This window comes from Burkholderia metallica (genome assembly GCF_902832845.1).
Taxonomy (GTDB): Bacteria; Pseudomonadota; Gammaproteobacteria; order Burkholderiales; family Burkholderiaceae; genus Burkholderia; species Burkholderia metallica.
On sequence record NZ_CADFDB010000001.1, the window covers coordinates 639,467 to 663,573 of the forward strand.

General features: G+C 68.8%; 18 protein-coding genes. 6 read left to right on the plus strand and 12 right to left on the minus strand.

Going from position 1 to position 24,107, the window contains the following annotated elements; genetic code table 11:
* Positions 1 to 109 precede the first annotated feature (109 nt).
* A complete protein-coding gene (locus HWX08_RS02810) occupies positions 110 to 2,140 on the plus strand; it encodes an FUSC family protein (RefSeq protein WP_174921759.1) in 2,031 nt (676 codons plus the stop codon).
* Between the two features lie 36 nt (positions 2,141 to 2,176).
* Here the strand turns inward: HWX08_RS02810 and HWX08_RS02815 are convergent, their stop codons facing one another.
* Together HWX08_RS02815 and HWX08_RS02820 are read right to left on the minus strand one after the other, a co-directional pair.
* Entirely contained in the window at positions 2,177 to 3,097 is a 921-nt protein-coding gene (locus HWX08_RS02815) for a bestrophin family protein (RefSeq protein WP_174921760.1), read from the minus strand.
* A 12-nt stretch (positions 3,098 to 3,109) separates the two neighbouring features.
* Positions 3,110 to 5,434, minus strand: a complete 2,325-nt coding sequence (locus HWX08_RS02820; protein WP_174921761.1) for an FdhF/YdeP family oxidoreductase — start codon at positions 5,432 to 5,434, stop codon at positions 3,110 to 3,112.
* A 152-nt stretch (positions 5,435 to 5,586) separates the two neighbouring features.
* On the opposite strand from HWX08_RS02820, the gene HWX08_RS02825 reads away from it, so the two are divergent.
* Positions 5,587 to 7,008, plus strand: coding sequence for an aminotransferase-like domain-containing protein (locus tag HWX08_RS02825; RefSeq protein WP_107313755.1), 1,422 nt, complete (start codon positions 5,587 to 5,589; stop codon positions 7,006 to 7,008).
* 39 nt (positions 7,009 to 7,047) lie between these two features.
* Here HWX08_RS02825 and HWX08_RS02830 read toward each other — a convergent pair whose 3' ends face one another.
* On the minus strand, positions 7,048 to 8,298 hold the full coding sequence (locus HWX08_RS02830) for a mechanosensitive ion channel family protein (protein WP_174921762.1): 1,251 nt from the start codon (positions 8,296 to 8,298) through the stop codon (positions 7,048 to 7,050).
* Positions 8,299 to 8,790: 492 nt separating this feature from the next.
* On the opposite strand from HWX08_RS02830, the gene HWX08_RS02835 reads away from it, so the two are divergent.
* A complete protein-coding gene (locus HWX08_RS02835; RefSeq protein ID WP_174921763.1) occupies positions 8,791 to 10,509 on the plus strand; it encodes a SulP family inorganic anion transporter in 1,719 nt (572 codons plus the stop codon).
* 185 nt (positions 10,510 to 10,694) lie between these two features.
* Here HWX08_RS02835 and HWX08_RS02840 read toward each other — a convergent pair whose 3' ends face one another.
* From HWX08_RS02840 to HWX08_RS02865, 6 genes are all read right to left on the minus strand, one after another.
* The gene (locus tag HWX08_RS02840; RefSeq protein WP_174921764.1) at positions 10,695 to 12,149 is read right to left on the minus strand and encodes a DHA2 family efflux MFS transporter permease subunit; all 1,455 of its coding nucleotides are present in this window, start codon (positions 12,147 to 12,149) and stop codon (positions 10,695 to 10,697) included.
* Positions 12,146 to 12,709: a cysteine hydrolase family protein gene (locus tag HWX08_RS02845; protein WP_069260183.1), complete on the minus strand. Its 564-nt coding sequence runs from the start codon at positions 12,707 to 12,709 to the stop codon at positions 12,146 to 12,148. Before HWX08_RS02845 ends, HWX08_RS02840 begins: the two co-directional genes overlap by 4 nt.
* A 66-nt stretch (positions 12,710 to 12,775) precedes the next feature.
* Complete coding sequence (locus tag HWX08_RS02850) at positions 12,776 to 13,231, minus strand: MarR family winged helix-turn-helix transcriptional regulator (RefSeq protein ID WP_084636121.1); 456 nt, start codon at positions 13,229 to 13,231, stop codon at positions 12,776 to 12,778.
* A gap of 72 nt (positions 13,232 to 13,303) precedes the next feature.
* Complete coding sequence (locus HWX08_RS02855; RefSeq protein ID WP_069260182.1) at positions 13,304 to 13,537, minus strand: DUF7661 family protein; 234 nt, start codon at positions 13,535 to 13,537, stop codon at positions 13,304 to 13,306.
* A 43-nt stretch (positions 13,538 to 13,580) separates the two neighbouring features.
* Entirely contained in the window at positions 13,581 to 14,675 is a 1,095-nt protein-coding gene (locus HWX08_RS02860) for a serine hydrolase (RefSeq protein WP_174921765.1), read from the minus strand.
* 194 nt (positions 14,676 to 14,869) lie between these two features.
* Complete coding sequence (locus HWX08_RS02865; protein ID WP_174921766.1) at positions 14,870 to 15,187, minus strand: hypothetical protein; 318 nt, start codon at positions 15,185 to 15,187, stop codon at positions 14,870 to 14,872.
* A 51-nt stretch (positions 15,188 to 15,238) separates the two neighbouring features.
* Between HWX08_RS02865 and HWX08_RS02870 the strand changes: the two genes are divergently transcribed.
* Together HWX08_RS02870 and HWX08_RS02875 are read left to right on the plus strand one after the other, a co-directional pair.
* Positions 15,239 to 16,114: a LysR family transcriptional regulator gene (locus HWX08_RS02870; RefSeq protein WP_174921767.1), complete on the plus strand. Its 876-nt coding sequence runs from the start codon at positions 15,239 to 15,241 to the stop codon at positions 16,112 to 16,114.
* A 102-nt stretch (positions 16,115 to 16,216) separates the two neighbouring features.
* On the plus strand, positions 16,217 to 16,501 hold the full coding sequence (locus tag HWX08_RS02875) for a transcriptional regulator (protein ID WP_069260178.1): 285 nt from the start codon (positions 16,217 to 16,219) through the stop codon (positions 16,499 to 16,501).
* 95 nt (positions 16,502 to 16,596) lie between these two features.
* On the opposite strand, the gene HWX08_RS02880 is transcribed toward HWX08_RS02875, so the two are convergent.
* From HWX08_RS02880 to HWX08_RS02890, 3 genes are all read right to left on the minus strand, one after another.
* Complete coding sequence (locus tag HWX08_RS02880) at positions 16,597 to 17,340, minus strand: transporter (RefSeq protein ID WP_069260177.1); 744 nt, start codon at positions 17,338 to 17,340, stop codon at positions 16,597 to 16,599.
* 77 nt (positions 17,341 to 17,417) lie between these two features.
* Positions 17,418 to 20,201, minus strand: coding sequence for a magnesium-translocating P-type ATPase (mgtA, locus tag HWX08_RS02885; RefSeq protein ID WP_174921768.1), 2,784 nt, complete (start codon positions 20,199 to 20,201; stop codon positions 17,418 to 17,420).
* A gap of 720 nt (positions 20,202 to 20,921) precedes the next feature.
* Entirely contained in the window at positions 20,922 to 22,580 is a 1,659-nt protein-coding gene (locus HWX08_RS02890) for a S8 family peptidase (protein WP_174921769.1), read from the minus strand.
* Between the two features lie 420 nt (positions 22,581 to 23,000).
* Between HWX08_RS02890 and HWX08_RS02895 the strand changes: the two genes are divergently transcribed.
* Positions 23,001 to 23,897: a glutamate/aspartate ABC transporter substrate-binding protein gene (locus HWX08_RS02895; protein WP_069260175.1), complete on the plus strand. Its 897-nt coding sequence runs from the start codon at positions 23,001 to 23,003 to the stop codon at positions 23,895 to 23,897.
* Positions 23,898 to 24,107 lie beyond the last annotated feature (210 nt).

Below are 24,107 nucleotides of genomic sequence, written 5' to 3' on the forward strand. Positions count from 1 at the left end.
CCTGCGCCGGCCGAATCGCTTCATGCGGCGGCGATTATCCTGCCCGGTGCAATAACGCATCCTGTCCGAGCCTCTTAGTGGCGGCGGCGCGCGCCCGTATGCTCGCCGGATGAAATTCGCCTTGCCCTCCCTGCCGCCGCTCGCGGCCGTGCGCACCGCGCTGCGCGACACGTGGCCCGCGCTGCCGCCCGGCGCCGTCGGCTTCGCGTTGCGCAACACGGCGGCGTCGCTGCTCGCGCTCTACATCGCGTTCCGGATGAATCTCGACGACCCGAAGTGGGCCGCGTCGACGGTGTGGATCGTCGCGCAGGGCAGCCGCGGAATGGGGTTGTCGAAGAGCCAGTACCGGATTCTCGGCACCGCGATCGGCGCGGTCGTCGCGCTCGTGCTGACCGGCGCATTCGCGCAGACGCCGGAGCTGTTCCTGCCGGCGCTCGCCGCGTGGATCGGCCTGTGCGCGGGCGTCGCGACCTTCCTGCGCAATTTTCGTGCGTATGCGGCGGTGCTCGCCGGCTATACGGCGGCGATCATCGCGATGGACGCGGTGGCCGCGCCGCTGCACGCATTCGACATCGCGACCGCGCGATTCCTGTACGTGGTGGTCGGCATCCTGTGCGGCGCGGCGTTCGAGACGGTGTTCGCGCCGGGCTCGCCGCTGGCCGACGTCCGCACGCGGCTCGCGCGCTATCTCGACCGCGCGGTGGCCGTCGGCGCGGGCGCGCTGCGCCGCGAGCCGAACGGCGCGGCCGTGCACCGGCTGTTCGTGGAGGCGCTCGCACTCGACACGGCAGCCGAGTATGCGGCCGCGGGCGAGCCGTCGGTGCGCAATGCGATCGGCCATCTCCGTGCGGCGGTGCTCGGCGTGCTGTCCGCGCAGGCCGCCGGGCAGGCGCTGCACGAGCACGCGGCGCGCAGCGGCGGCACGCCGGACCCGTTGATCGCCGATACCGCTCAGGTGCTCGACGGCGTGGCCGCGCGGGGCGACGCGGGTGCGGCGCTGGCCGCATTGCGTGCGCGCGTGGACGACGCGATGCGCGCCGGGGCCGCGGAGCCGGCCGGCTCGGACCCGTCGCGCCTGCTCACGCTCGACCGGCTGGCGGCGCTCGTCGCCGGGTTCGACGCCGCGTATGCGGGCCAGGCGCAACTGGCGCGGCCGGATCCGCCAGCGTCGCGCGTGCGCTATGCGTTTCACCGCGATCCGGTGCTCGCGTGCCACAACGGGCTTCGCGCGTTCGTCGCGGTGCTGATCGCGGCAGCGCTGTGGATCGTCACCGCGTGGCCGTCGGGCGCCGGGTTCGTCGCGATCACGGGCGTGGTCTGCGCGCTGTTCTCGACGCGCCCGAACTCGGTCGGTGCCACGCTCGGTTTCCTGAAAGGCGCGGGCTGCGCGGCGGTCGCGGGCGCGCTCTGCAATTTCGTGCTGCTGCCGGCCGTGTCGGGCTTCGAGATGCTCGCGACCATCCTCGGCGTGTTCATGATCGGCACCGGTATCGCGATGCGCAATCCGCGCACGGCCGGCATCGGTAGCGGCTTCTCGATCTTCTTCTGGAATTTCACGTCGCCGGACAATACCGCGCGCATCGGCGACGCCGCCTTTCTTAATTCGGCGCTCGCGACGCTGCTCGGCATCGCGTTCGGCGCGCTGGTGTTCGCGCTCGTGTTTCCCGGCGACGCCGGCACGAGCCGGCGGCGCCTGCATCGCGCGGTGCGCGACGACCTCGCGCGGATCGCGCGCAATCCGCGGGCTTGGCAAGCGAGCGCGTGGCTGAGCCGCACGGCCGATCGTATCGGACGCGAACTCGGGTTCGCGGGCCGTCTGCCGGCCGCGCTGATCGAACGCGACGTGCGCGACCTGCTCGCGGCCTGGACGATCGGCGACAGCCTGCTGGCGCTGGCCGCGCTTGCAACCCGCGAGCCGGCGGCGCGCCGTGCGGTCGCGGTGGTGCGGGGGCGGGTCGGGCACGCGGATTTCGCGCGGCTCGCGCGGGCCGGCCATGCGGCGGCCCGGGTGCTGCTGCGGCGCGTGACCGAGGTCGACAGCGACGATGGCCGCGCGCTGCTGCGCGGGGCGGTGTTGCTGAGAACGATCGCGGATACGGCGGCCGCGCACGACGGCTTTCTGAGCGGCCGCGACGACTGACGGCGCGACTGACGCGCGCGGGCGGCGGCCCGCCCGTCAGCTGAGGTGATACGCGTTGACGGGCGTCACTTCCGCCGGCAGCGGCTCGCGGTTCAGTTCGAGCAGCGTGCGCTCGATCTGGCGCGTCATCGCATCGAGGGCGAGATGGTTCGGCCCGTCGCCGAACGGTTCGGCGATCGCATGCGCGATCGCGTCGAGCGCGATCAGCGTATAGGCGACGAACACGCTGACGAACGGCGTCGCCGCGCCGATCGAATCGACGAGGCCGAACGGCAGCAGCACGCAGTACGCATAGATCGTCCGGTGCAGCAGCACGTCGTAGGAGAACGGGATCGGCGTCGACGCGATGCGCTCGCAGCCGCTCACCATCGCCACCAGCTCGTCGAGGCGCGCGTCGAGCATCCACAGGCGCGTGTCGGCGAGGCGGCCCGCATCGGCGCGCGCGGCGAACGCTTCGCGCAGTTCGTGCACGATGACGATCGGGCGGAAGCGGGACGCGGCGATGCGCGCGCAGGTCGCGCCGTCGAGCAGCCCGCGCAGGTCCGCGTGCGGATCGGTGCCGCGCAGCTGATGCTTGAGCGCATGGACGAACGCGACGACCTTGCGCACGAACGCGCGCTGCGCGGCCTCGTCGCGATCGATCGCGCCGTAGCAGAGCGCCTGCGACACCAGCGTGCGCGTCGCGGTCAGCACGCCGCCCCACAGCTGCCGGCCCTCGCGATAGCGTTCGTAGCTCGCGTTGTTGCGGAACCCGGCGAAGATCGCGAGCGTGAGGCCGATCAGCGTGAACGGCGTCGGGTTCAGCGGCACCTTCTCGCCGAGCACGCGGCCGCCGCCCCATACCGCGACCAGGCTGATCGCAAGCGTCAGCAGGAGCTGCGGCAGGATGGTCGGCAGTACCGAACCGTTCCAGACGAGCAGCATCCGCAGCCAGTGCTCGCGCGGCCGAACGATCATCGCCGTGCTCCGTCAGGCGGCGAGAGACGCCGGCGCGGCCGCGCGATGCAGCAGCACGGGAATCGACTTCGACGTCGGCGTGTTGCACACGTCGCCGACGCTGTCGAGCGGCACGAGCGGGTTGGTTTCCGGGTAGTACGCGCCGATGCAGCCGCGCGGGATGTCGTATTCGACGAGCAGGAAGCCGTCCGCGCGCCGCGCGATGCCGTCGTGCCACACGGTTTCCATGTCGACCCATTCGCCGGCCTTCAGGCCGAGCATCGCGAGATCGTCGCGGTTCGCGAACACCACGCGGCGCTGGCCGAACACGCCGCGATAGCGGTCGTCGAGCCCGTAGACGGTCGTGTTGTACTGGTCGTGCGAACGCGTGGTCATCAGCGTCATCAGCCGTTCGCCGTGCAGCGCGCGGGCGCGCTGGATCGGCGTGTCGGCCGGCAGCGCGTGCGCGATGAAGTTCGCCTTGCCCGTCGGCGTGAGCCACTCGCGGTCGCGCGACGCCACCCGCAGATGGAAGCCGCCCGGCCGCGCGATGCGCGTGTTGTAGTCGTAGAAGCCGTCGAGCGTCGCCTCGATCGCGTCGCGGATCTTCGCGTAGTCGTCCTTGTACGCGAGCCAGTCGATCTTGCCGCTGCCGAACAGCGCGTGGCCGATGTGCGCGACGATCGCGGGCTCCGACATCAGGTTCGGCGACGCCGGCTTGTTCATCCCGTACGACACGTGGACCATGCTCATCGAATCCTCGACCGTCACGCCTTGCGCGACGTTGTCCTGCAGGTCGATCTCGGTGCGGCCGAGCGTCGGCAGGATCAGCGCGTCGCGGCCGTGGATCAGGTGGCTGCGGTTCAGCTTCGTCGTGATGTGCACCGACAGGTCGCAGCGGCGCATGCCTTCCCACGTGCGCGGCGTGTCGGGCGTCGCCATCGCGAAGTTGCCGCCGAGGCCGATCAGCACCTTCACACGGCCGTCGAGCATCGCTTCGATCGTCTCGACGACGTCGTAGCCGTGGTGGCGCGGCGGCTCGAAATCGAACACGCGGCCGAGCCGGTCGAGGAACGCATGCGACGGCTTCTCCTCGATGCCGACCGTGCGGTTGCCCTGCACGTTCGAGTGGCCGCGCACCGGGCACAGGCCGGCGCCGGGGCGGCCGATGTTGCCGCGCATCAGCATCAGGTTCGTCAGCATCTGCACGGTCGCGACCGAATGCTTGTGCTGCGTGATGCCCATCCCCCACGTCGCGATCACGCGTTCGCTGCGCGCATAAAGCTGCGCGAGGCCGTCGATCTGCTCGTACGGCACGCCGCTTTCGGCCGTCAGCGCGGACCAGCTTTCGTCGCGCAGATCGTCGGCGAACGCGTCGAAGCCGGCCGTGTGTTCGTCGATGAACGCGGTGTCGAGCACGCGCGGCGTGCCGGCGGCGCGCGCGGCGTCGTCGAGTTCGAGCACGCGCTTCGCGATCCCCTTGATCAGCGCGAAATCGCCGCCGATCGTCGGCTGGATGAACGTCGACGCGATCTTCGTGCCCGACATCGTCAGCATTTCCAGCGGGCTTTGCGGATCGGCGAAGCGTTCGAGGCCGCGCTCCTTCAGCGGGTTGATCGACACGATCGTCGCGCCGCGCTTCGCGCATTCGCGCAGCTCGCCCATCATCCGCGGATGGTTGGTGGCCGGGTTCTGGCCGAAGATCAGCAGCGTGTCCGCGTGCTCGAAATCGTCGAGCGTGACGGTGCCCTTGCCGACGCCGACCGACGCCGGCAGCCCGCGGCTCGTCGCCTCGTGGCACATGTTCGAGCAGTCGGGGAAGTTGTTCGTGCCGTAGAGCCGCACCAGCAGCTGGTACAGGAACGCCGCCTCGTTGCTCGCGCGGCCGGACGTGTAGAACGCGGCCTGGTTCGGGTCGGGCAGCGCGCGCAGGTGGCGCGCGATCAGCGCGAACGCGTCGTCCCACGCGATCGGGACGTAGCGGTCGGTCTGCGCGTCGTACACCATCGGATCGGTGAGCCGGCCGTGCTGTTCGAGTTCGAAGTCCGACTGTTCGAGCAGCTCGGCGACCGTGTGCGCGGCGAAGAATTCGGGCGTCACGCGCTTGCTCGTCGCTTCGGCGGCCACGGCCTTCACGCCGTTTTCGCAGAATTCGAACGTCGATGCGTGCTGGCGGTCGGGCCACGCGCAGCCCGGGCAGTCGAAGCCGTCCGGCTGGTTCTGGCGCAGCAGCGTGCGGTAGTTGCCGCCGGCGACCTTTTCCTTGATCAGATTGATCGTGACGGCCTTGAGCGCACCCCAGCCGGCGGCCGGGTGGGTGTACGGTTCGATGCGCGCGGTGGCGGATTTCTTTTTCATGATGCGGGTGTCGGGGTCGATGGCTGCAGAGTACGCGCGGCCCCCGTCCGGCTGTGTGTACACCTGTTCACTTCAAAAAAGAGTACAGTTTCGGCCATTCAGGCAGTACGGATCGCAACTGTATCGTTGAAGGGAAGTTGAAAGGGAGGCGCGTGAAGCGTTACGAACAACTGGCCGACGAGCTCCACGCGCAGATCGAGCGCGGCGTGTACCGGCCCGGCGAGCGGATTCCGTCGGTGCGGCAGGCGAGCCGGCAGCAGCAGCTCAGCGTCACGACCGTGCTGCGCGCGTACCTCGTGCTGGAAAGCCGCGGGCTGATCGAAAGCCGGCCGCAATCGGGCTATTTCGTCCGCGCACGCGCCGCGGCGCCGGCCGAGGCCGAGCTGCACACGTCGGCGCCGACCGCCGAGCCGTCGGCGGTGGACGTGAGCCGGCTGGTGCTGTCGACGCTGCGCTCGATCGCGCGCGACGACGCGGTGCCGCTCGGTTCGCCGTATCCCGATGCGTCGCAGTTTCCGGTGCAGCGTCTCGCACGCTATGCGCAGACGATCGGCCGCCGTCGCACGCGCTGGGGCGTGATCGACGATCTGCCGCCGGGCAACCAGGAACTGATCCGCCAGATCGCGCGGCGTTATGCGGAGCGCGGGATCGCGGTCGAACCCGGCGAGATCGTGATGACGATCGGCGCGACCGAGGCGATCAACCTGTGCCTCCAGGCCGTCGCGAAACCGGGCGACACGATCGCGGTGGAGTCGCCTACCTTCTACGCGATGCTGCACGCGATCGAGCGGATGGGCATGCGTGCGCTGGAAATCGCGACGCACCCGGGCGACGGCATCGATCTCGACGCGCTCGAACGGGTGCTCGAGCGCGAGCGCATCGCCGCGTGCATGGTGATGCCGAACTTCCAGAATCCGCTCGGCTTCCAGATGCCCGATGAACGCAAGCGCGCGCTCGTCGAACTGCTGGCGAAGCACGGCGTGCCGGCGATCGAGAGCGACGTCTATCACGAGCTTCACTTCGGCGACACGACGCCGAGCGCGCTGAAGTCGTTCGACCGCGACGGGCTCGTGCTGCATTGCGCGTCGTTCACGAAGAGCCTGTCGCCGCGCTACCGGATCGGCTGGGCGATGCCGGGCCGCTACCGCGACCAGGTCGAGAAGCTGAAATTCCTGAACACGCTCGCGACGCCCGCGATCGAGCAGCTCGCGATTGCCGAGTACCTGAAACACGACGGCTACGATTTCCACCTGCGGCGCATGCGCAAGCAGTACGCGCAGCAGGCGAGCCTGATGAGCGCGATGGTGCGGCGTTTCTTTCCGGAAGGCACGCGGCTGTCGCAGCCGCAGGGCGGTTACGTGCTGTGGGTCGAGCTGCCGCCGCAGGTCGACGCGATGAAGCTGTATGCGCTCGCGCTCGCGCAGCGGATCACGGTCGGGCCCGGGCACATGTTCTCGGCCGGCACCGATTACCGGCATTTCATCCGGCTCAACTACAGTTATCCGTGGTCGCGCCAGATCGAGGAAGCGTTGAAAGTGCTCGGCCGGCTCGCGTCGGAGTGCGCGGCGCGCTGAGGCCAGCGCGGCGGCCGCTCACCGGCCGCCCCGCCTGCGTCAACCCGCGTGCGGCGCCGGCAGCGCGGTTTGCGCGGCGCCGACCATCTGCCGCATGTCGAAGCCCGACGGATGCTGGTACACGCGCAGCCCGAATTCCGGCAGCACGGCGATCAGGTGGTCGAACAGGTCGGCCTGGATGGCTTCGTAGTCGACCCAGGTCGTCGTGTCGGTGAAGCAGTACAGTTCGAGCGGAATGCCTTCGGCCGTGAGCGGCAGTTGCCGTGCCATGCAGGTCATGTCGCGGCGGATGCGCGGATGGCCGTTCAGGTAGTTCGCGACGTACGCGCGGAACGTGCCGAGGTTCGTCAGCTGGCGGCGGTTCGCCGCGCAGTTGCCGGCCGCGCCGAGCGTGCCGTTCCACTGCGCGATCGCATCGACCTTGTCCTCGAGATAATCCTTCAGCAGCGTCAGGCGTTCGAGCCGTTCGATTTCGTCGTCGGTCAGAAAGCGCACGCTCGTCGCGTCGACGAACAGCGCGCGCTTGATGCGGCGGCCACCGGCTTCGGTCATCCCGCGCCAGTTCTGATAGCTCTCGGTGATCAGCTTCCACGTGGGCACCGTGATGATCGTGTGGTCGAAGTTCGCGACCTTCACGGTGTTCAGCGTGATGTCGATCACGGTGCCGTCCGCGCCAGCCGACGGCATTGTGATCCAGTCGCCGATCCGCAGCATGTCGTTCGACGACAGCTGCACGCCGGCGACGAGGCCGAGCAGCGTGTCCTTGAAGATCAGCATCAGCACCGCCGACATCGCACCGATGCCGGACAGCAGCAGGCCGATCTGCTTGCCGGTCGCGTCGCCGATCACGACGAGCGCGGCCGTGATGAACATCACGAGCTTGACGAGCTGCATCGCGCCTTTCAGCGACAGGCGCGGCTGGTCGTGCTGATCGCGCTGGTAAGTGCGATGCGTATGTTCGAGCGCCGAGAGCGTCGCACTGACGGTCATCGTCACGAGGAACACGATCAGCGCGAACAGCACCTTGTCGGCAGCCTGCGCGGCCCCGACCGGGATGCCGGGCACCGCGCCGAGCCCGAGCTTGATCACGACGAACGGGACGATGCGGTTCAGCCACTTGAATGCGCCGAACTCGAACAGCGCGTCGTCGACGCGTGTGGCGGAGCGGCGCGCGACGCGCGCGACCACGCGGAACAGCAGGAAATGGACGACGGTGGTGATCGCGCCGGCGGCGGCGAGCAGGACGAGGGTACCGACGAGCGGCGCAAACCAGGATTCGTTCAGGGTCATAGGGGCAAGCAGGGTCCTTCTGATGCGTTGAATCGGCGCCGCGGCGCGGCGCGCGCCCGGTGAAGGGCACATGAAAGGGACCGTGATTGTGCCATCGGGTTCCATGCGCGTTGTCGTGAACGCGGGGTGCGCGGCTCCCGAATCTTCTCACCGTTATGCAGGTATCCTCTGTAACGAGGTGAGGGGCGGCGATGAAAACGCTTCACCGCAAGCGGTCGTACGAGCACGTTGCAGGATGCGCCGCACGCCGGCCCGACCCCGGCGCGATGCCGCCAGCGCGGGCCGTCGCGTTTCGATGCGCGCGACCGGCGATCCGTGCAATCATGCGGGCGTCGCAACGATCGTCGGCGCGCCGTTCGTCGTTGCGCGGCCCATGCGCCGACGGTGAGCGACACGCGCGTTCTTCGCGCACTTGCCCCGCGATGCCTGCGCCGGGCACGATGCGCGAACGGCTTCGCGAACCCCGTCACCCCGAATTCACGCAATTCACGCATGCAAGATTCCAACGAAACGCGCCCGTCGCGCGTGCGGCTGCTGCAAGGCATCCTCCCGATCCGCCGTGGCGGGGCCGTTCGCGACATCTTCGCGGGCATTTCGCTCGCGTCGATGGACGTCCCGCAGGTGCTCGGCTATGCGCGCATTGCCGGCATGCCGGCCGTCACGGGCCTCTATACGGTGTTCCTGCCGCTCGTCGCGTTCGCGTGCTTCGGCGCGTCGCGGCATCTGGTGGTGGCCGCCGATTCCGCGACCGCGACGATCTTCGCGAGTCGGCTGTCGTCGATGGCGCCGCCCGGCAGCGCCGACTACGTGGCGCTGGCCGGCATGGTCGCGCTGCTGACCGCCGCGATGCTGCTGCTCGCGCGTATCTTCAAGCTCGGTTTCCTCGCCGATTTCCTGTCGCGCACGGTGCTGGTCGGCTTTCTTGCCGGCGTCGGCGTGCAGGTGTCGATCGCGATGCTCGGCGACATGCTCGGGCTGGCCGTGCCGTACCCGGCGTCGCGCAGCCTGGCGCAGCTTGACTACGTCGTCACGCATCTCGTCCACACGAACCGGCCGACGTTCGCGCTCGCGGCGCTCGTCGTCGTCGCGATTCTCGCGTGCAAGCGGTATCTGCCGCGCGTGCCGATGCCGATGATCGCGGTCGCGGGCAGCATCGCGGCAAGCGCCGCGTTCGGATTCGCCGCGCACGGCATCGCGGTGCTCGGGCCGGTTGCTGGCGGGTTGCCGCCGTTGCGCTGGCCGTCCGTCACGTGGCAGCAGTGCCTCGATCTCGTGCCGGTCGCAGCGTCCTGCTTCGTGATGATCATCGCGCAGAGCGCGGCGGCCGCGCGCGTGTTCGCGCAGCAGTATGGCGAGGACGTCGACACCAACGCCGACATCCTCGGCCTCGCGGCCGCGAATGCGGCTGCGGCGGTGGGCGGCGCGTTCGTCGTCAACGGCAGCCCGACGCAGACGGCGATGGCCGACGGCGCGGGCGTGCGCAGCCAGATCGGGCATCTCGCGTTCGCGGCCGTGGTGGCGGGGGTCCTGCTGTTCTTCAGCACGTATCTGCAATACCTGCCGCATGCGGTGCTGGCCGGCATCGTGTTCACGATCGCGCTCGGGCTGATCAACGTGCGCAGCCTCGCCGCGATTCGCAAGGAAAGCCCCGGCGAATTCACGCTCGCGCTGGTGACGGCCGCGGCCGTCGTGACGGTCGGCGTCGAGCACGGCATTCTGCTGGCCGTCGCGCTGTCGCTGCTGCGGCACGTGCGCCACAGCTACCAGCCGCACACGATGGTGCTCGAACCCGTCGAAGGCAATGGCCGGTGGCAGCCGGTGCCCACGCGGCGCGGCGCGATGACGGCGCCCGGGCTGATCGTCTACCGGTTCGGCGCCGACCTGTTCTTCGCGAACGACCATCGGTTCGCCGCCGAAGTGACGGAGCTCGTCGATGCGGCACCGGTGCCGACGCGCTGGTTCGTCGTCGATGCGGGCGCGATCACCGACGTCGACTATTCGGCCGCGCGGACGCTGGTCGAGCTCGTCCGGATGCTGCACGCACGCGGGATCGGCGTGCTGTTCGGGCGCGTCAATCGCTACCTGCGCGCGGACATGGATCGTCACGGGATCACCGGCGTCGTCGGCGCGTCGCGCGTTTTCCCGACGCTGCATCAGGCGCTCGAGGCCGCCGGCACGACGCCGGCGCCGCAGGAACCGGGCGTCGTGTAGCGGGCTGGCGCCAGGCCGCCGGGCGCAGGCGCGCGAGTTGCGTCGCGGCCGGCGTGTGCTGCTCGCGTTGCAGTTCGCGATGAAAGCGGTGGGGGCTCGGCGTGCTGCTCGTGGTGTCGATCTTGCCGACGTGGCTGCCGTAGCGTTGCCCCACGACGCCGCACGCGCGGCGCCGCGTCGTGCACTCAGCGCGAACCGGCGCGCGCGACGCCCGTGGAGGGTCCGCCCGCACCGGTCGACCACAGCGGCAGCCGCAGTGTCGTGACGAAGCTCGCCGCGTGCAGCACGCAGAGCAGCCCGAACGCCCACGCATACGCGTTCGCCTGCGTGCCGCCGCTCGCCACCGATTCGGCCTGCAGCCGCCACGCGAGGAACAGCGTGCACACGGTCGTGAAGGTCGGGCCGCCGAGACGCTGCACGATATTGAGCGAGGTCGTCGCCATCGGCAGGTTGCGGCGCTCGACCGATGCATACGCGGCGGCGATCGACGGTGCGCCGATCGCGCTCTGGCCCATGCCGCGCAGAAACAGCGTCGGCACGAGCAGGTAAGGATCGTAGTCGGTCAGCGCGAGGAACACGAACGGCAGCGTCGCGAGCAGCGCGAGCATCGCACCGGCGGCAGCCAGCCGGCGCACGCCGAACCGGCTCGTCAGCGCGCCCATCGACGGATACGTGACGAGCATGCCGAGGCCCATCGGCGCGAGCAGCCAGCCCATTTCGCCGGGCGTGCGGCCGCACGCCTGGATCAGAAACACCGGGATCAGCATCTGGCCCGCGAACAGCGCGCCGTTCGACAGAAACTGCGTCGCCGCGGCCGCGCCGAACACCTTGCGGCGAAACAGCGCAAGGTCGATCAGCGCGTGGTCGCCACGCCGCGTTTCGACCCGCAGGAACGCCGCGAGCAGGCACGCCGACGCGACGATCGCCGCGATGCCGGGCGCTTCGTCGATCCGCTCGATGCCGTACAGGAACAGCACGAGCCCCGGCGACAGCAGCGCGAGGCCGACCCAGTCGAGTTCGCGCGGCCGCGTGTCGTCGCGGTCGCCGGGCAGGAACCGCGCGGCCAGCGCGAGCGCGAGCACGCCGACGGGCAGGTTCACGAGAAACAGCCAGCGCCACGACGCGTGCTGCAGGATCGCGCCGGCGACGACCGGGCCGAGGATCGGCGCGAGCAGCACCGGCACGGCCGCGTAGCCGATCACGCGCGCCATCTGCTGGCCGGCCGCGCGCGCGATCATCATCTGCGCCATCGGTGCGAGCAGCCCGCCGCTCACGCCTTGCAGCACGCGAAACGCGATCAGCGACGAGGCGGACCACGCGAGCCCGCACAGTGCCGACGTGAGCGTGAACGCCGAGAAGCACCACAGGTACAGCGCCTTCGCGCCGATCCGGTCGACGAGCCAGCCGTTCAGCGGCAGCACCAGCGTGAGCGCGAGCAGGTAGCCGCTCGTCACCCACTGGATCGTCGCGAGGCTCGCGTGCAGGTCGGTCGCGAGGCTCGACAGCGACACGTTGACGATCGTCGCGTCGAGCTGCGACAGCAGCGAGCCGAGCGTCGCGACCGCGCCGACCTTCCAGATCGACGGATCGAGCCGGCCGGCCGCGCGGCCCGGCGCCGGTTGCGTGCGCTCGCCGCTCATGCGCCGCGCCGGTCGAGCAGCGCGACGATGTCCTGCGTCGTGCCCGTCTCGCCGAGGCGCGGGAACAGGCGCTCGACGCTGTTCGCATGCGCATCGGCGTTGAGGTCGGTCATCGCGTCGACGGCGAGCGTGACGTTGTAGCCGAGTTCGTGCGCCTGGCGGGCGGTCGATTCGACACCGATGCTCGTCGCGACGCCGGTCAGCACGATCTGCGTGACGCCGGCCGCCTTCAGGTGCGCGTCGAGGCCGGTGCCGGTGAACGCGCCCCAGGTTTTCTTCGTTACGACGTGGTCGTCCGGCTGCCGGTTCAGTTCGGGCACGAGTTCGGCCCAGTCGGCCGGGAGCGGCGCCGTGCGCGGCGGTTGCTCGTTGCGACCTGGCGCGACGCCCGCGACGTTGACGAGCACGACCGGCAGGCCGCGGCTGCGGAATGCGTCGAGCAGCGTGCGGGCGTGCGCGATCACCGGCGCGACCGGGTGCGCGGTGGGGAGGGCGACGATGCCTTTCTGCAGGTCGATGACGACGAGGGCCGTGTTCGTATCGAGGCGGGTTACGCTCATGATGGGACTCCGTGAAAGGGACGAGGAAAGGCCGTGCGCGCGGATGCGCTCGCGCGCAGGCCGGGTTCAGGGCTCGCCGATGCGACGAATCAACGGGATCGCGGCGGCGAGCGTGGCGATGTCGTCGGGGTCGAGTTGCGCGATCGCGGCGCCGAGCCATTTGTTTTTCGCGGCGTTGCGCTTGAGTCGTGCGTCGAGGCCGGCCGCGGTCAGCCGGAACAGGATCTGGCGGCCGTCGGTCGGATGCGGTTCGCGCTCGACGAGACCGTCTTCCTCGAGGCTCGCGAGAATCGCTTTCATCGACTGTGGCTTCATCGCTTCGGCGCGTGCGAGATCGGCGGTCGTCATCGGTCCATGCCGCTGGAGTCGCGCGAGCGCGCTCGTCTGCGACATGCCGAGCCCTTCGGAATCGACCTCGGAGCGCAGCCGCCGGATCAACTGGCCGACCGCGAGGGTCAGCTCGGCGGCGACGGTATCGGCGGAAACGCCGGGTTTGCGTGGCGGGTTCATGCGGCGGATCATAGAACACGACAGGCAAACTTGCAAGTTTACCTGTCGAATTGATCGCCGGGGCGGGGTGTCGCGGTGCGGCGGTTACGTGCTGCGGCGCGGGACCGGGACGACTTCGCCGTAGCGCGGCGTCGCGTTTTCGTGGAGCAGGTCGCCGAGGTATTGCGCGAGCTCGTCCGCGGCGAGTTCGGACGGAATGAGCAGGTTGGCCGGGCGGCGCTTGCCGTCGGCGCCGAGATCGAACACGTGCCAGCGGCCGTTGTTGCGCACGACGGCGAGCAGCCGGCCAAATGCGTTGAAGCGGTATTCGTCGTGCATCGCATCGCTCCGGGGGGTGAGCGTGCCGGCCGCCCCTGCACACTCACTGGATCGAGCAGGACAGCCAGCGATGGATCTTGAGTGCGTCGCTCGACACGCCCGCACGCGTCGGCGCACCGAGCAGCACGATCGTCTCGCGGCGGCCCTTGACACGCATGCGCATCACGACGCCGTGCCCCGACTCGTTGATGAAGCCGGTCTTCTGCAGGCGGATCGGCAGGCGGCGGTAGCGCACGAGCGGATCGGAATTCACGTACAGCAGCTCGCCGTCGCCCGGGCGCACGGTGGTCGACGTATCCGTCGAGAAATAGCGGATCAGCGGGTCCTGCGCCGCCGCGCCGACGAGCTTCGCGAGGTCCTCGGCCGTCGACACGTTGTGCGGCGACAGCCCGGTGGGCTCGCGGAAGTGCGTATGACGCATGCCGAGCCGGCGCGCTTCGCGGTTCATCGCGCTGACGAACGCGGCGCGTCCGCCCGGATAGTCGCGGCTGAGCGCGGCGGCCGCGCGGTTTTCCGACGACATCAGCGCGATATGGAACATCTCGCGGCGCGACAGTTCGGCGCCGACCCGCAGGCGCGAGCCGGTGAACTTGATCGTGTCGCGGTCGCGCGCGGTGACGCGCAGCACGCCGTTCAGCGGACGGTCGGCATCGCGCGCGACGACGGCCGTCATCAGTTTCGAAATCGACGCGATCGGCCGCACGGTGCGGGCGTTGCGGGCCAGCAGCGGCGTGCCGGAGTCGACGTCGAGCACGTAGGCGGCGCGTGAATGGAGTGCGTTGACCGCGCGCGGGCTGTAGCCGCAGCTCGCCATCAGGCGCGGCTTGCCGGCCGGGCGCGGGCGCACCGCCTGCGTGCGCTTGCCGCGACGAGGCTGCGGGGCCGGCGCCGCGTGGCGCTTGATCGCGTGATGCTTCACGCGCGGGCGACGATGCTTGACGGCCTTCTTGTTGCGCCGGGCCGGCTTCTTCCTGACGGTTTTCTTGACGGCCTTCGCCGGCGCATGAGCGTGCGCGGCGCGCGGCGGCGGGTTGCGTGGCGTGGACGATGCGTGCGTCGAGAATGCGAGCATCAGCATCGACAGGGCGACGAGCACGGTGGTCCGTGCGAATGGCAGGCGCGCGATGAGGCCGGTCAAGCGAAAGTCTCCTTTTCACGCGCGGTGAGGCTGCGTGGAATGCGTGGGCGATCAGCGGGATGCGGAAAATTATACGGTCGATCGCGGGGCGATGACGTTTGAAGGCGGGAAACGATGCGGGGTTCGGTGAGTGCCGGCGACGCGGGGCGACGATCGGAGCGGTGTGCGCGCTCGTGGACCGATCGCGCCGACGCTCAACGCGGCCAGTTCCGCCGCGACACCACCGCGAAACTGATCGCGATCGAACCGGTCACGGGGCGCGGCGGTGCATCGCTCGTCGCGCTCATCGCATCGACGGCATCGCCGAAACGAAAGCGGCGGCCGCGACCGTCGGCGCGGCCGGTCCGTTCGACCCGCTCCGCACGCCGTTTCGGCGTTGCCGAATCGGCCGTTGCGGTGCATTCGTCGATCGCGGCCGGCGCGCACGCGGTGTCGTCGGGCGGCGCTTCGCAGAAGGGAAGAAGGGACATGACGATCGATTCCAGGGAGGGCATGTCCGTATTGAACGTCATTGCGTTCGATCGGTAAAATGAATGTTTCGATCGTTATGATTCCTTTTAAGAATGGAATTGAAGCTGCTGCGAACGTTCCTGACCGTCACCGAGCTGTGCCATTTCAGCCGGGCGGCCGATGCGCTGCACATGAGCCAGCCGGCACTGAGCAAGCAGATCGGCGCACTCGAATCGAGCCTGGGCGGCAAGCTCTTCGAGCGCGGCCGGCACGGCGCGGAGCTGACGCCGTTCGGCGAGCGCTTTCTGCCCGACGCGCAGGCGCTCGTGCGCGATGCCGACGAGATGCTCGCGCGTGCGCGTGAATTGTCGAGCGGGCAGCGTGGCCATCTGCGGCTGGGCATCTGCCTGTCGGTGCTGACGCTCGCGCCGCGGCTCGTCGCGGAATTCCGCAGCCGCAATCCCGGCATTGCCGTCACGTTGAGCGACTTGTCGTCCGCGGAGCAGACGCGTCGGTTGCGCGCGGGCACGCTCGACGCGGGATTCCTGCGGCTGCCGTCGGACGAAGGACTGTCGTCGTTCAAGGTGATCGACGAGGCACTCGCGCTGGCGGTGCCGCCCCAGCTCGGCCTGAAACGCGTACCGGCCGATCTCGGCACGCTCAACGAGATCGGCTTCATCGCGTTGCAGCGCGCACGCGGGCAAGGGTTGGCCGCGCAGGTCGACCGGTGGTGCGTCGAACGCCGCTTCGTGCCGCGCGTGACGCAGCAGGCCGAAGACGTGCAGTCGGTGCTCGCGTCGGTCGCGGCCGGCGCGGGCGTTGCGTTCATTCCGTCGCGTGCGCAATATCTGCTGCGTGACGCGACGGTCCTGTCGCTCGACGGCAAGGACGCGAAGTGGCGCGTCGGGCTCGCGTGGCTGTCGGACCGCGACGATCCCGTCACCACACGCTTCGTGTCGTTCATGCGTGCCGCGATCAGGAACGCATGACGGACGAAGCGGTATAGTGTCCCCGGCCGGCGGCGGTTGCCCGATGATCGCGCGCCGGACACCTGAACGAAAGTACCCAGTCTCGCTCATCCACCGTCACTCATGACTTCAGAATCCGACGACGCCCCGCTCGATCCCGCACTCGTTGCGACGCTCGCAACGCTGAACGACGCCGCGGGCGATCCGGCCGGCAAGCCGTGGTCGCTGCCGAAGATCGCGAAGCGCACGCAATTGCCGATGAGCACGCTGCGCCGCGTGCTGACGCAGCTCGACGCCGCCGGCCTGAGCGCGACGACGCTGAACGAGGACGGCAGCGGCAGCGCCGCGCTCACCGCCGAAGGGCGCGTGCTGTGCGCGCAGTTGTTCGGCGCGAACGACGCGCGATAAAAAAACGAGCCGCTGGAAGCGGCTCGTCGTGTTGCGCTGCGATGCGTGACTCGACAGGCGACGCCGGATGCGTGATCTGCGCGTCACCCGCGGCGTCACCACCGCATCGTCACGCCACCCATCACCGAATGATCGTAGGTCTGGTCGTTCAGCCCGCGGCGGTAGCCGATGTCGAGATCGAGCCACGGCTTCGGCGAATAGATCGCGCCCGCGATCACGAAGGCCGGATTCGCGCCGGCGCCGCTTTCCGTGTTGCGCGACGTGCCGATGTCGGCCACGATCTGCAGCGTGTCGGTCGCCTTGTAGATCGCCGCGCCCGACACGGCCCAGATCGACGTCAGGTCGCCCTGGCGATTCGGCTGGTACGTGATGCCCGCATTCGCGAGAAACGAAAACCGTGCGACGTCGAGCTGCGCGAGCAGCGTCGCGCCGCCGCCCACGCGGCCGGTGCCGAGCCCGCGCCGGTCGTTGCCGGTCGGCGTCGTCAGTTTCGGCTTCAGCGCGACCGACAGCGGGCCGCGCTCGACGAACCGCCATTTCATGCCGATCTCGACGTCGCCGACCCCCGCGCCGTTCTCGTCGGTGCGGGTTTGCAGATGCGTGTACGGCGCGTTCACGTAGAGATCGACGTGCTCGCCGAACCCGCGTGTGAGCGTCGCGTTCCACAGCTGGTGGCGGCCGTTTTCCGGCTGTTTCGAGGTTTCCTCGGCGTTGAACTCGAACTGCCAGTTCGCGTTGCCCTGCGTGCCCGTGTCGTCGCTGACGAGCGGATGGGCGGCGAACGCGTCGAACGGCGCGAGGAGGGCGCTCGCGGCGGCGAGCGGAAGCATTCTTTTCATGATGTCATCCGGGATGCGTTGCGAATCTGCCGGCCCACGCAGCGAGCGCGGGCCGGCAGGCCGTCAGGCGAAGCGGTTCAGAACCACTGCTTGTAGCGGCGCACGTAGATCGTCTTGACGATCTGCGCGAGCAGGATGTAGCCGACCATCGTCGCCGCGAGCCACAGCCAGAACGTGTTCGGCAGATGGATGAAGCCGAGCGATTGCGCGAACGGCGAGAACGGCAGCCAGCAGCCGATCGCGATCGCGGTGAACGTCGACAACAGCACCGGCAGCGCGGCCGTGCTCTGCAGGAACGGAATCTTCTGCGTGCGCAGCAGGTGCACGACGAGCGTCTGCGACACGAGGCTCTCGATGAACCAGCCCGAGTTCATCACGACCTGGCCGCCGGTGCCGCCGTTCAGGTGATACATCGCCCCCGCGCCGAATACCGTCCACATCAGGATGTACGTCGTGATGTCGAACACCGACGACGTCGGCCCGACCCACAGCATGAAGCGGCTGATGTTGCCGGCTTCCCACTTGCGCGGCTTCTTCAGGAACTCGGGGTCCATCTTGTCCCACGGCAGCAGCATCTGCGACGTGTCGTAGATCAGGTTCAGCACGAGCAGCTGCGTCGCGAGCATCGGCTCCCACGGCAGGAACGCGCTCGCGACGAGCACCGAGAACACGTTGCCGAAGTTCGAACTCGCGGTCATGTTCAGGTACTTCAGGATGTTGCCGAACGTCTCGCGGCCCTTGATCACGCCTTCCTCGAGCACCATCAGGCTCTTTTCGAGCAGGATGATGTCGGCCGTTTCCTTCGCGATGTCGGCGCCGCTGTCGACCGAGATGCCGACGTCGGCGTCGCGCAGCGCGGGCGCATCGTTGATGCCGTCGCCGAGGAAGCCGACCGTGTGGCCGTTCGCCTGCAGCGCCTTGACGATGCGCGCCTTCTGCAGCGGCGTGAGCTTCGCGAACACGGTCGTGCGTTCGACGACCTCGGCGAGCGTCGCGTCGTCGAGCGCCTCGATTTCCGTGCCGAGCATCGGCTTGCCGGGTTCGAGGCCGACCTGGCGGCAGACCTTCATCGTGACGATCGGGTTGTCGCCCGTCAGCACCTTCACCGCGACGCCGTTCTCGCGCAGCGCGGCGAGTGCCGGTGCGGCCGATTCCTTCGGCGGATCGAGGAAGGTCAGGAAGCCGCGCACGACGAGGTCGCGTTCGTCGGCGGTGCGGTATTGCTGGCGCTCGTCGCCGCGCGGGATCGTGCGCGTCGCGAGCACGAGCACGCGGAAGCCGTCCTGGTTGTACGCGCCGGCCTGTTCGAGCAGCCGCTTGCGCGCGACGAAATCGAGCGGACGCACGCCGTTTTCGTCCTGCACGTGCGTGGAGACGGCCAGCATCTCCTCGACCGCGCCCTTGCAGATCAGCAGGTGCGTGCCGCGTGTGTCCTCGACGACGACCGACAGGCGGCGCCGCACGAAGTCGAACGGCAGCTCGTCGATCTTCTTGTAGCCCTGCGGCTTCACGCGCTCGCCGATTTCGTCGGCACGCGCGACGACCGCGATGTCGATCAGGTTCTTCTGGCCGCTCTGGTGGAAGCTGTTCAGCCAGCCGAGCCGCAGGATTTCCTCGTCCTTGTAGCCCGACAGGTCGAGGTGATGTTCGAGGATGATCTTGTCCTGCGTGAGCGTGCCGGTCTTGTCGGTGCACAGCACGTCCATCGCGCCGAAGTTCTGTACCGAGTTCAGCCGCTTGACGACGACCTTGCGGCGCGCCATCGCGACCGCGCCGCGCGCGAGGTTCGCGCTGACGATCATCGGCAGCATTTCCGGCGTGAGACCCACGGCCACCGCGAGCGCGAACGTGAGTGCGCTCAGCCAGTCGCCCTTGGTCAGCCCGTTGATCATGAACACGATCGGCACCATCACGAACATGAACTTGATCAGCAGCCAGCTCACGCTCGAGACGCCGCGGTCGAAGCTCGTCTCGATGCGCTTGTGGCTCACGACGTTGCGCGCGAGCGAGCCGAAGTAGGTGTCCTCGCCGGTCGCGACGACGACGGCCGTCGCCGTGCCGCTGACGACGTTGGTGCCCATGAAGCAGACGTTTTCGAGGTCGAGCAGCGATGCCGGCGCGTCGGTCGCCGCATCGGCCGCACCTGCCGCATCGGCCGTGCCCGTGCCGGCGGATTTGCCGGCGACCGCGCCGAGCGTGTCGTACTTCTCGACCGGCAACGCCTCGCCGGTCAGCACGGCCTGGCTGATGAACAGGTCGCGCGAAGCGAGCAGGCGCACGTCCGCCGGGATCATGTCGCCGGCCGACAGGTGCACGATGTCGCCGGTCACGACTTCGCGCATCGGCACTTCGCGGCGGGCCGGTTCGGACGTGTCGGTCACCGCGCGCTGCACGGTGGCGGTGGTGCGGACCATCGCCTTCAGCTTCTCGGCCGCGCGCAGCGAACGGAATTCCTGCACGAAGCGCAGCAGTGCGCTGATCGTGACCATCGTCAGCAGGATCGTCATGCCGACGTAGTCGCGATCGTCGGGCGCCGCGAAGTAGACGTCGGTGAGGAAGCTGATGGCGGCCAGCACCAGCAGCACGTAGACGAACGGGTTGTGGAACGACAGCAGCAACTGGCGGGTCCAGTGCGGCGGCTTGTCGTGCGCGATTTCGTTCGGGCCGTGGTGCTGCAGGCGGTCGGCGGCCTGGTCGTACGTGAGGCCGCGCGTGCTGGTGTGCAGCGACTTCAGCGTGTCTTCGAGCGGACGGGCCGCTTCCAGCGCGGCGCGCAGGATGCGCGGGTCGTTCTGCGTGCCGGCGCCGGCCTTGATGAAGCCGCGCTGTTTCTTGTGCGATGTGTTGTGTCGTGTCGTCATGAGTCGCTCCTTGCGCACGAGGCGGCGCACGGGGAGCGACCGTCACGTCATCGACGCACGAGCGCTTCCCGCCGCGTCGCGTCGGGCGCGATCGGCTGTGGATCGGTGAAGGCGGGAATGCTCGCCGGCGCGTGCGGTGCGGCCGGAGGGGCGATGCGCGGCGTCGCACCGGCGAGCGGTAATCGACTACTGTCGTCTGAGTTCATCAGTATTCCTGTCGGTTGCGGATAATCGGCACGGGCGATCGGCGGCGATGCGCGCAACGAGGCGCGCGGCCGGACGGCACGCGAACGGAGTACGCACGCGGCTGACGCCGCGCGCAACACGAACGCACGCGCGCGACGACGCGTCGCGTGCATTCGGCAATATCGAAAATCGGGCGGGAGATCGGGCCGGTAGTCAGGCCGGAAGGACGCCGCATCCTGCTTCCCGGGATGCGGCAGAAGACGAGGCTCTGCGCGTATTCCTCAGGCAGCAGTCGAGTTGGTCAAGCACCAACTACAACTCGCATCGGTGTTCACAGAACACTCCATGTGTTTAGACGGGAGCGATGGTAATGGGTCGCTGTGCGAAGCGTCAACCCTTTTGTCAGGCGTTATTTCGAGAAACGCAACCGGGTTGCTGCGTGCGCGCCGGCGTGCCGGAGTGCGAACGAAAAAACGGCCGCGCGCAGCCCGTATCGGCATGCGCGCGGCCGTGTCGACGCCGCGTCGCGGCGACTCAGTTGACCGCTGCGACGGCGGCCCCCGCATCGAGGATGCCCGAACCTGCCGGCATCGCGGTGCACGACGTGCCGGCCGCGAGCTTCGCCGCACGCGTGCCGCCTTGCAGCTTCTGCTGGATCTGCGCGGGCGTGAGGTTGCCGTTCACCGACAGCATCAATGCGGCGACCCCCGTCACCTGCGGCGTCGCGAGGCTGGTGCCGCTCGCGGGGCCGTAGGTGTCCGAGCCCGGCGTCGTCGTGCCGCTGTTCGACGTCGACAGGATGTTGACGCCCGGCGCGCTCAGCGTGACGTTGGGCCCGAAGTTGCTGAACGACGCGCGGCGGCCCGTCGTGTCGGTCGCGCCGACGCTGATCACGCCGCGGCAGTTCGCGGGCTGGTCGAGCCCGGTCGACAGGCCGTCGTTGCCGGCGGCGACGATGACGGTCACGCCCTTCGCGTTCACGTCGTCGATGGCCTGCTGGAACGTCGTACTGCACGCGCCGACACCGCCGAGGCTCAGGTTGATGACCTTCGCGGGGCGCGCGTTGTTCGGTACGCCGTTGACCGGAATGCCGGCTGCCCAGCGCATCGCGTCGGCGATATCGCTCGTCCGGCCGCCGCACTTGCCGAGCACGCGCACCGGCAGGATCTGGCCGAGCCACGACACGCCGGCGACGCCGGTGCCGTTGTTGGCGGTCGCGCCGATCACGCCCATCACGCGCGTGCCGTGCCAGCTGCTGTCGCTCGGCTGGCTCGCGCAGTGATAGAACGGGCCGCTGGTGTTGTCGAGTTCCTGCTGCGTGACCCAGTCGCCCGGGTCGGATGCGTCGGGGCCGCGCGCCTGGCCGTTGTTGCTGGTGTTGACGTCGCTGATGAAGCTGTAGCCGGGCTGCAGCAGGTTGCCGACGAGGTCGGCATGCGGCCGGTAGCCGGTGTCGAGCACGGCCGTGACGACGGTCGGCGAACCCTTGGTCGTGTTCCAGGCGGGGGGCAGATCGATGCCGGCGGTCGGGTCGGACAGGTACCACTGCTGGTTGTAGAGCGGATCGCTCGGCGTATCGCGGATCTGCATCGGGTGATCCGGTTCCGCGTAGTCGACGTCCGAATCGGCCGCGAATGCCTGCGCGAGCGCGGCGGCGTCGGCGGCGTCCATGCGCTGGCCGAGCGACAGCACGGCCGCGCCGTTCGACACCGTGCGTTCGACCTGCACGTTCAGCGGCGCTTGCCCGACCGTGCTCGCATACGCGCGTGCGCTGCCGGCGACCGGTGCCGTCCAGCGCGTCACCGAGCGCTGGATCACCGCGTCGAGGCGTGTCCCGTTGTCGACGGCGGCCATCGCACGCGTGGCCGTCAGCGTCTTCAACCGGACGATCAGATGATCGACCGGCGGTTCGGCGGGGGCGGTCTGCGCGGCCATCTGGACGGCGGCCTGCTGCGTCGCGCATGCATTGCTGCCCGACGACGCGGGCGGGTTCGTCGGCGTGGTGGGGGCGGGCGTCGGGGTCGGCGCGGGCGCCGGGGCCGGCGACGCGTTGGACGAAGACGGGTTGCTGCCGTCGCCGCCGCCTCCGCCGCAACCGGCGAGGGGCAGCAGGGCGGCGGCGGACAGCATGCCGGCGAGCATGCGCGCGTGTGCGGTGCGCGCCAGCGCGAAATTGAAGCGTTTGGCTCTCATGTTGAAAATGATCCTCGTAGATAACCGTCGTGCCGGCGGTGGCGCTGGTCCGGCTGAGCCGGACCTTGTCTTTTTGTCTGACGGTTGCAGCCAGGTTGCTGCGACGCGCCATGCACTGGGTAACGGCCGGCGCGGCGGCTTCTTGAGGACGTTTCGCGAGAAAAAAGAGGGGGGCGCAAACGATTACGTTGGTGCGATGCAGCACGAACGAGCGTTTGAAACGCGTGCCGGGAAAGGCGGCGTCGATGCCGCGCGAGGCCGGTGGGGCACCACGTGCGGCGCCAGCGCGGTTTGCGCGGCACCGCAAACGTCTTTCAGGCCACGGCGGCACTGGAAGGTTGCTTACGCTTTCCCTGATACGACGCGAATTTTGTCGGGCGTACGATCGCCGTTCGATCAACGTTTCGTCAGGAGAAAAGCATGGATCGCCGCTTACGCTGGCTGGCCGTCGCGCTGTCCTGTGCGCTGGCGGGAACCGCGCACGCACAGGCCGTCACCGGCACGCTGAAGAAGATCAAGGACACGGGCGTCGTGTCGCTCGGCATTCGCGAATCGTCGGTGCCGTTCTCGTATTCGGACAACCAGCAGAAGAACATCGGCTATTCGCGCGACATCGCGTCGCGCATCATCGACCAGTTGAAGACGGAACTGAACCTGCCGAACCTCGCGGTGAAGGAAATTCCGATCACGTCGCAGAACCGGATTCCGCTGCTGCAGAACGGGACGATCGATTTCGAATGCGGGTCGACGACGAACACGCTCGAACGGCAGAAGCAGGCCGCGTTCTCGAACAGCATCTTTCTCTACGGCATCCGCTTCAGCACGCGCAAGGATTCCGGCGTGAAGGACTTCGCCGACCTCGCCGGCAAGACGGTCGCGACGACCGCCGGCACGTCGGACGAGCGCCTGCTGCGCAAGCTCAATGAAGAGAAGGGGATGAACATGACGATCATCAGCGCGAAGGATCACGCCGAAGCGTTCATGAACGTCACGACCGGGCGTGCGGTGGCGTTCGTGATGGACGAGCCGCTGCTGTACGGCGAGATCGCGAAGGACCGCAATCCGGGCGCGTATACGGTGGCGGGCACGCCGCTCGTCCACGAGAACTACGCGTGCATGATGCGCAGGGACGATCCGGCGTTCAAGCACGTGGTCGACGACGTGATCGCGAAGATGCAGACGTCGGGCGCGGCCGAGAAGCTCTACGATCAGTGGTTCACGAAGCCGATTCCGCCGAAGGGCGTGAGCCTCAACTATCCGCTGTCGGCGGAAATGAAGCAGTTGTTCAGGAATCCGACGGATCAGGCGCAGTATTGACGGAATCGTGTCGCTCGAGTGCAGGCCGGCATGCCGAACATGCCGGCCGTGCGTTCGAACGCCGCCGGCTTTTCAGCCGGTGATGCGGCTCGCGTCCGGCGGCCGTGAGCAGGCTCCACACTGTCCAAACCGGCCGATGAAAGCGGCCTCGTGATCCTTCGCCGCGCGCGCCGCGTTGCCGGCGCGTCGTACTTCGCAGACATCCATCCG

Coding starts and splice junctions, on each gene's coding strand:
- HWX08_RS02880 (WP_069260177.1), bottom strand. CDS start 17,340: ATGAAAAGAATGCTTCCGCTCGCCGCCGCGAGCGCCCTCCTCGCGCCG.
- HWX08_RS02820 (WP_174921761.1), bottom strand. CDS start 5,434: ATGAAAAAGAAATCCGCCACCGCGCGCATCGAACCGTACACCCACCCG.
- HWX08_RS02865 (WP_174921766.1), bottom strand. CDS start 15,187: ATGACGTTCAATACGGACATGCCCTCCCTGGAATCGATCGTCATGTCC.
- HWX08_RS02890 (WP_174921769.1), bottom strand. CDS start 22,580: ATGAGAGCCAAACGCTTCAATTTCGCGCTGGCGCGCACCGCACACGCG.
- HWX08_RS02815 (WP_174921760.1), bottom strand. CDS start 3,097: ATGATCGTTCGGCCGCGCGAGCACTGGCTGCGGATGCTGCTCGTCTGG.
- HWX08_RS02895 (WP_069260175.1), top strand. CDS start 23,001: ATGGATCGCCGCTTACGCTGGCTGGCCGTCGCGCTGTCCTGTGCGCTG.
- HWX08_RS02830 (WP_174921762.1), bottom strand. CDS start 8,298: ATGACCCTGAACGAATCCTGGTTTGCGCCGCTCGTCGGTACCCTCGTC.
- HWX08_RS02855 (WP_069260182.1), bottom strand. CDS start 13,537: ATGCACGACGAATACCGCTTCAACGCATTTGGCCGGCTGCTCGCCGTC.
- HWX08_RS02850 (WP_084636121.1), bottom strand. CDS start 13,231: ATGATCCGCCGCATGAACCCGCCACGCAAACCCGGCGTTTCCGCCGAT.
- mgtA (WP_174921768.1), bottom strand. CDS start 20,201: ATGACGACACGACACAACACATCGCACAAGAAACAGCGCGGCTTCATC.
- HWX08_RS02870 (WP_174921767.1), top strand. CDS start 15,239: ATGGAATTGAAGCTGCTGCGAACGTTCCTGACCGTCACCGAGCTGTGC.
- HWX08_RS02810 (WP_174921759.1), top strand. CDS start 110: ATGAAATTCGCCTTGCCCTCCCTGCCGCCGCTCGCGGCCGTGCGCACC.
- HWX08_RS02840 (WP_174921764.1), bottom strand. CDS start 12,149: ATGAGCGGCGAGCGCACGCAACCGGCGCCGGGCCGCGCGGCCGGCCGG.
- HWX08_RS02875 (WP_069260178.1), top strand. CDS start 16,217: ATGACTTCAGAATCCGACGACGCCCCGCTCGATCCCGCACTCGTTGCG.
- HWX08_RS02845 (WP_069260183.1), bottom strand. CDS start 12,709: ATGAGCGTAACCCGCCTCGATACGAACACGGCCCTCGTCGTCATCGAC.
- HWX08_RS02835 (WP_174921763.1), top strand. CDS start 8,791: ATGCAAGATTCCAACGAAACGCGCCCGTCGCGCGTGCGGCTGCTGCAA.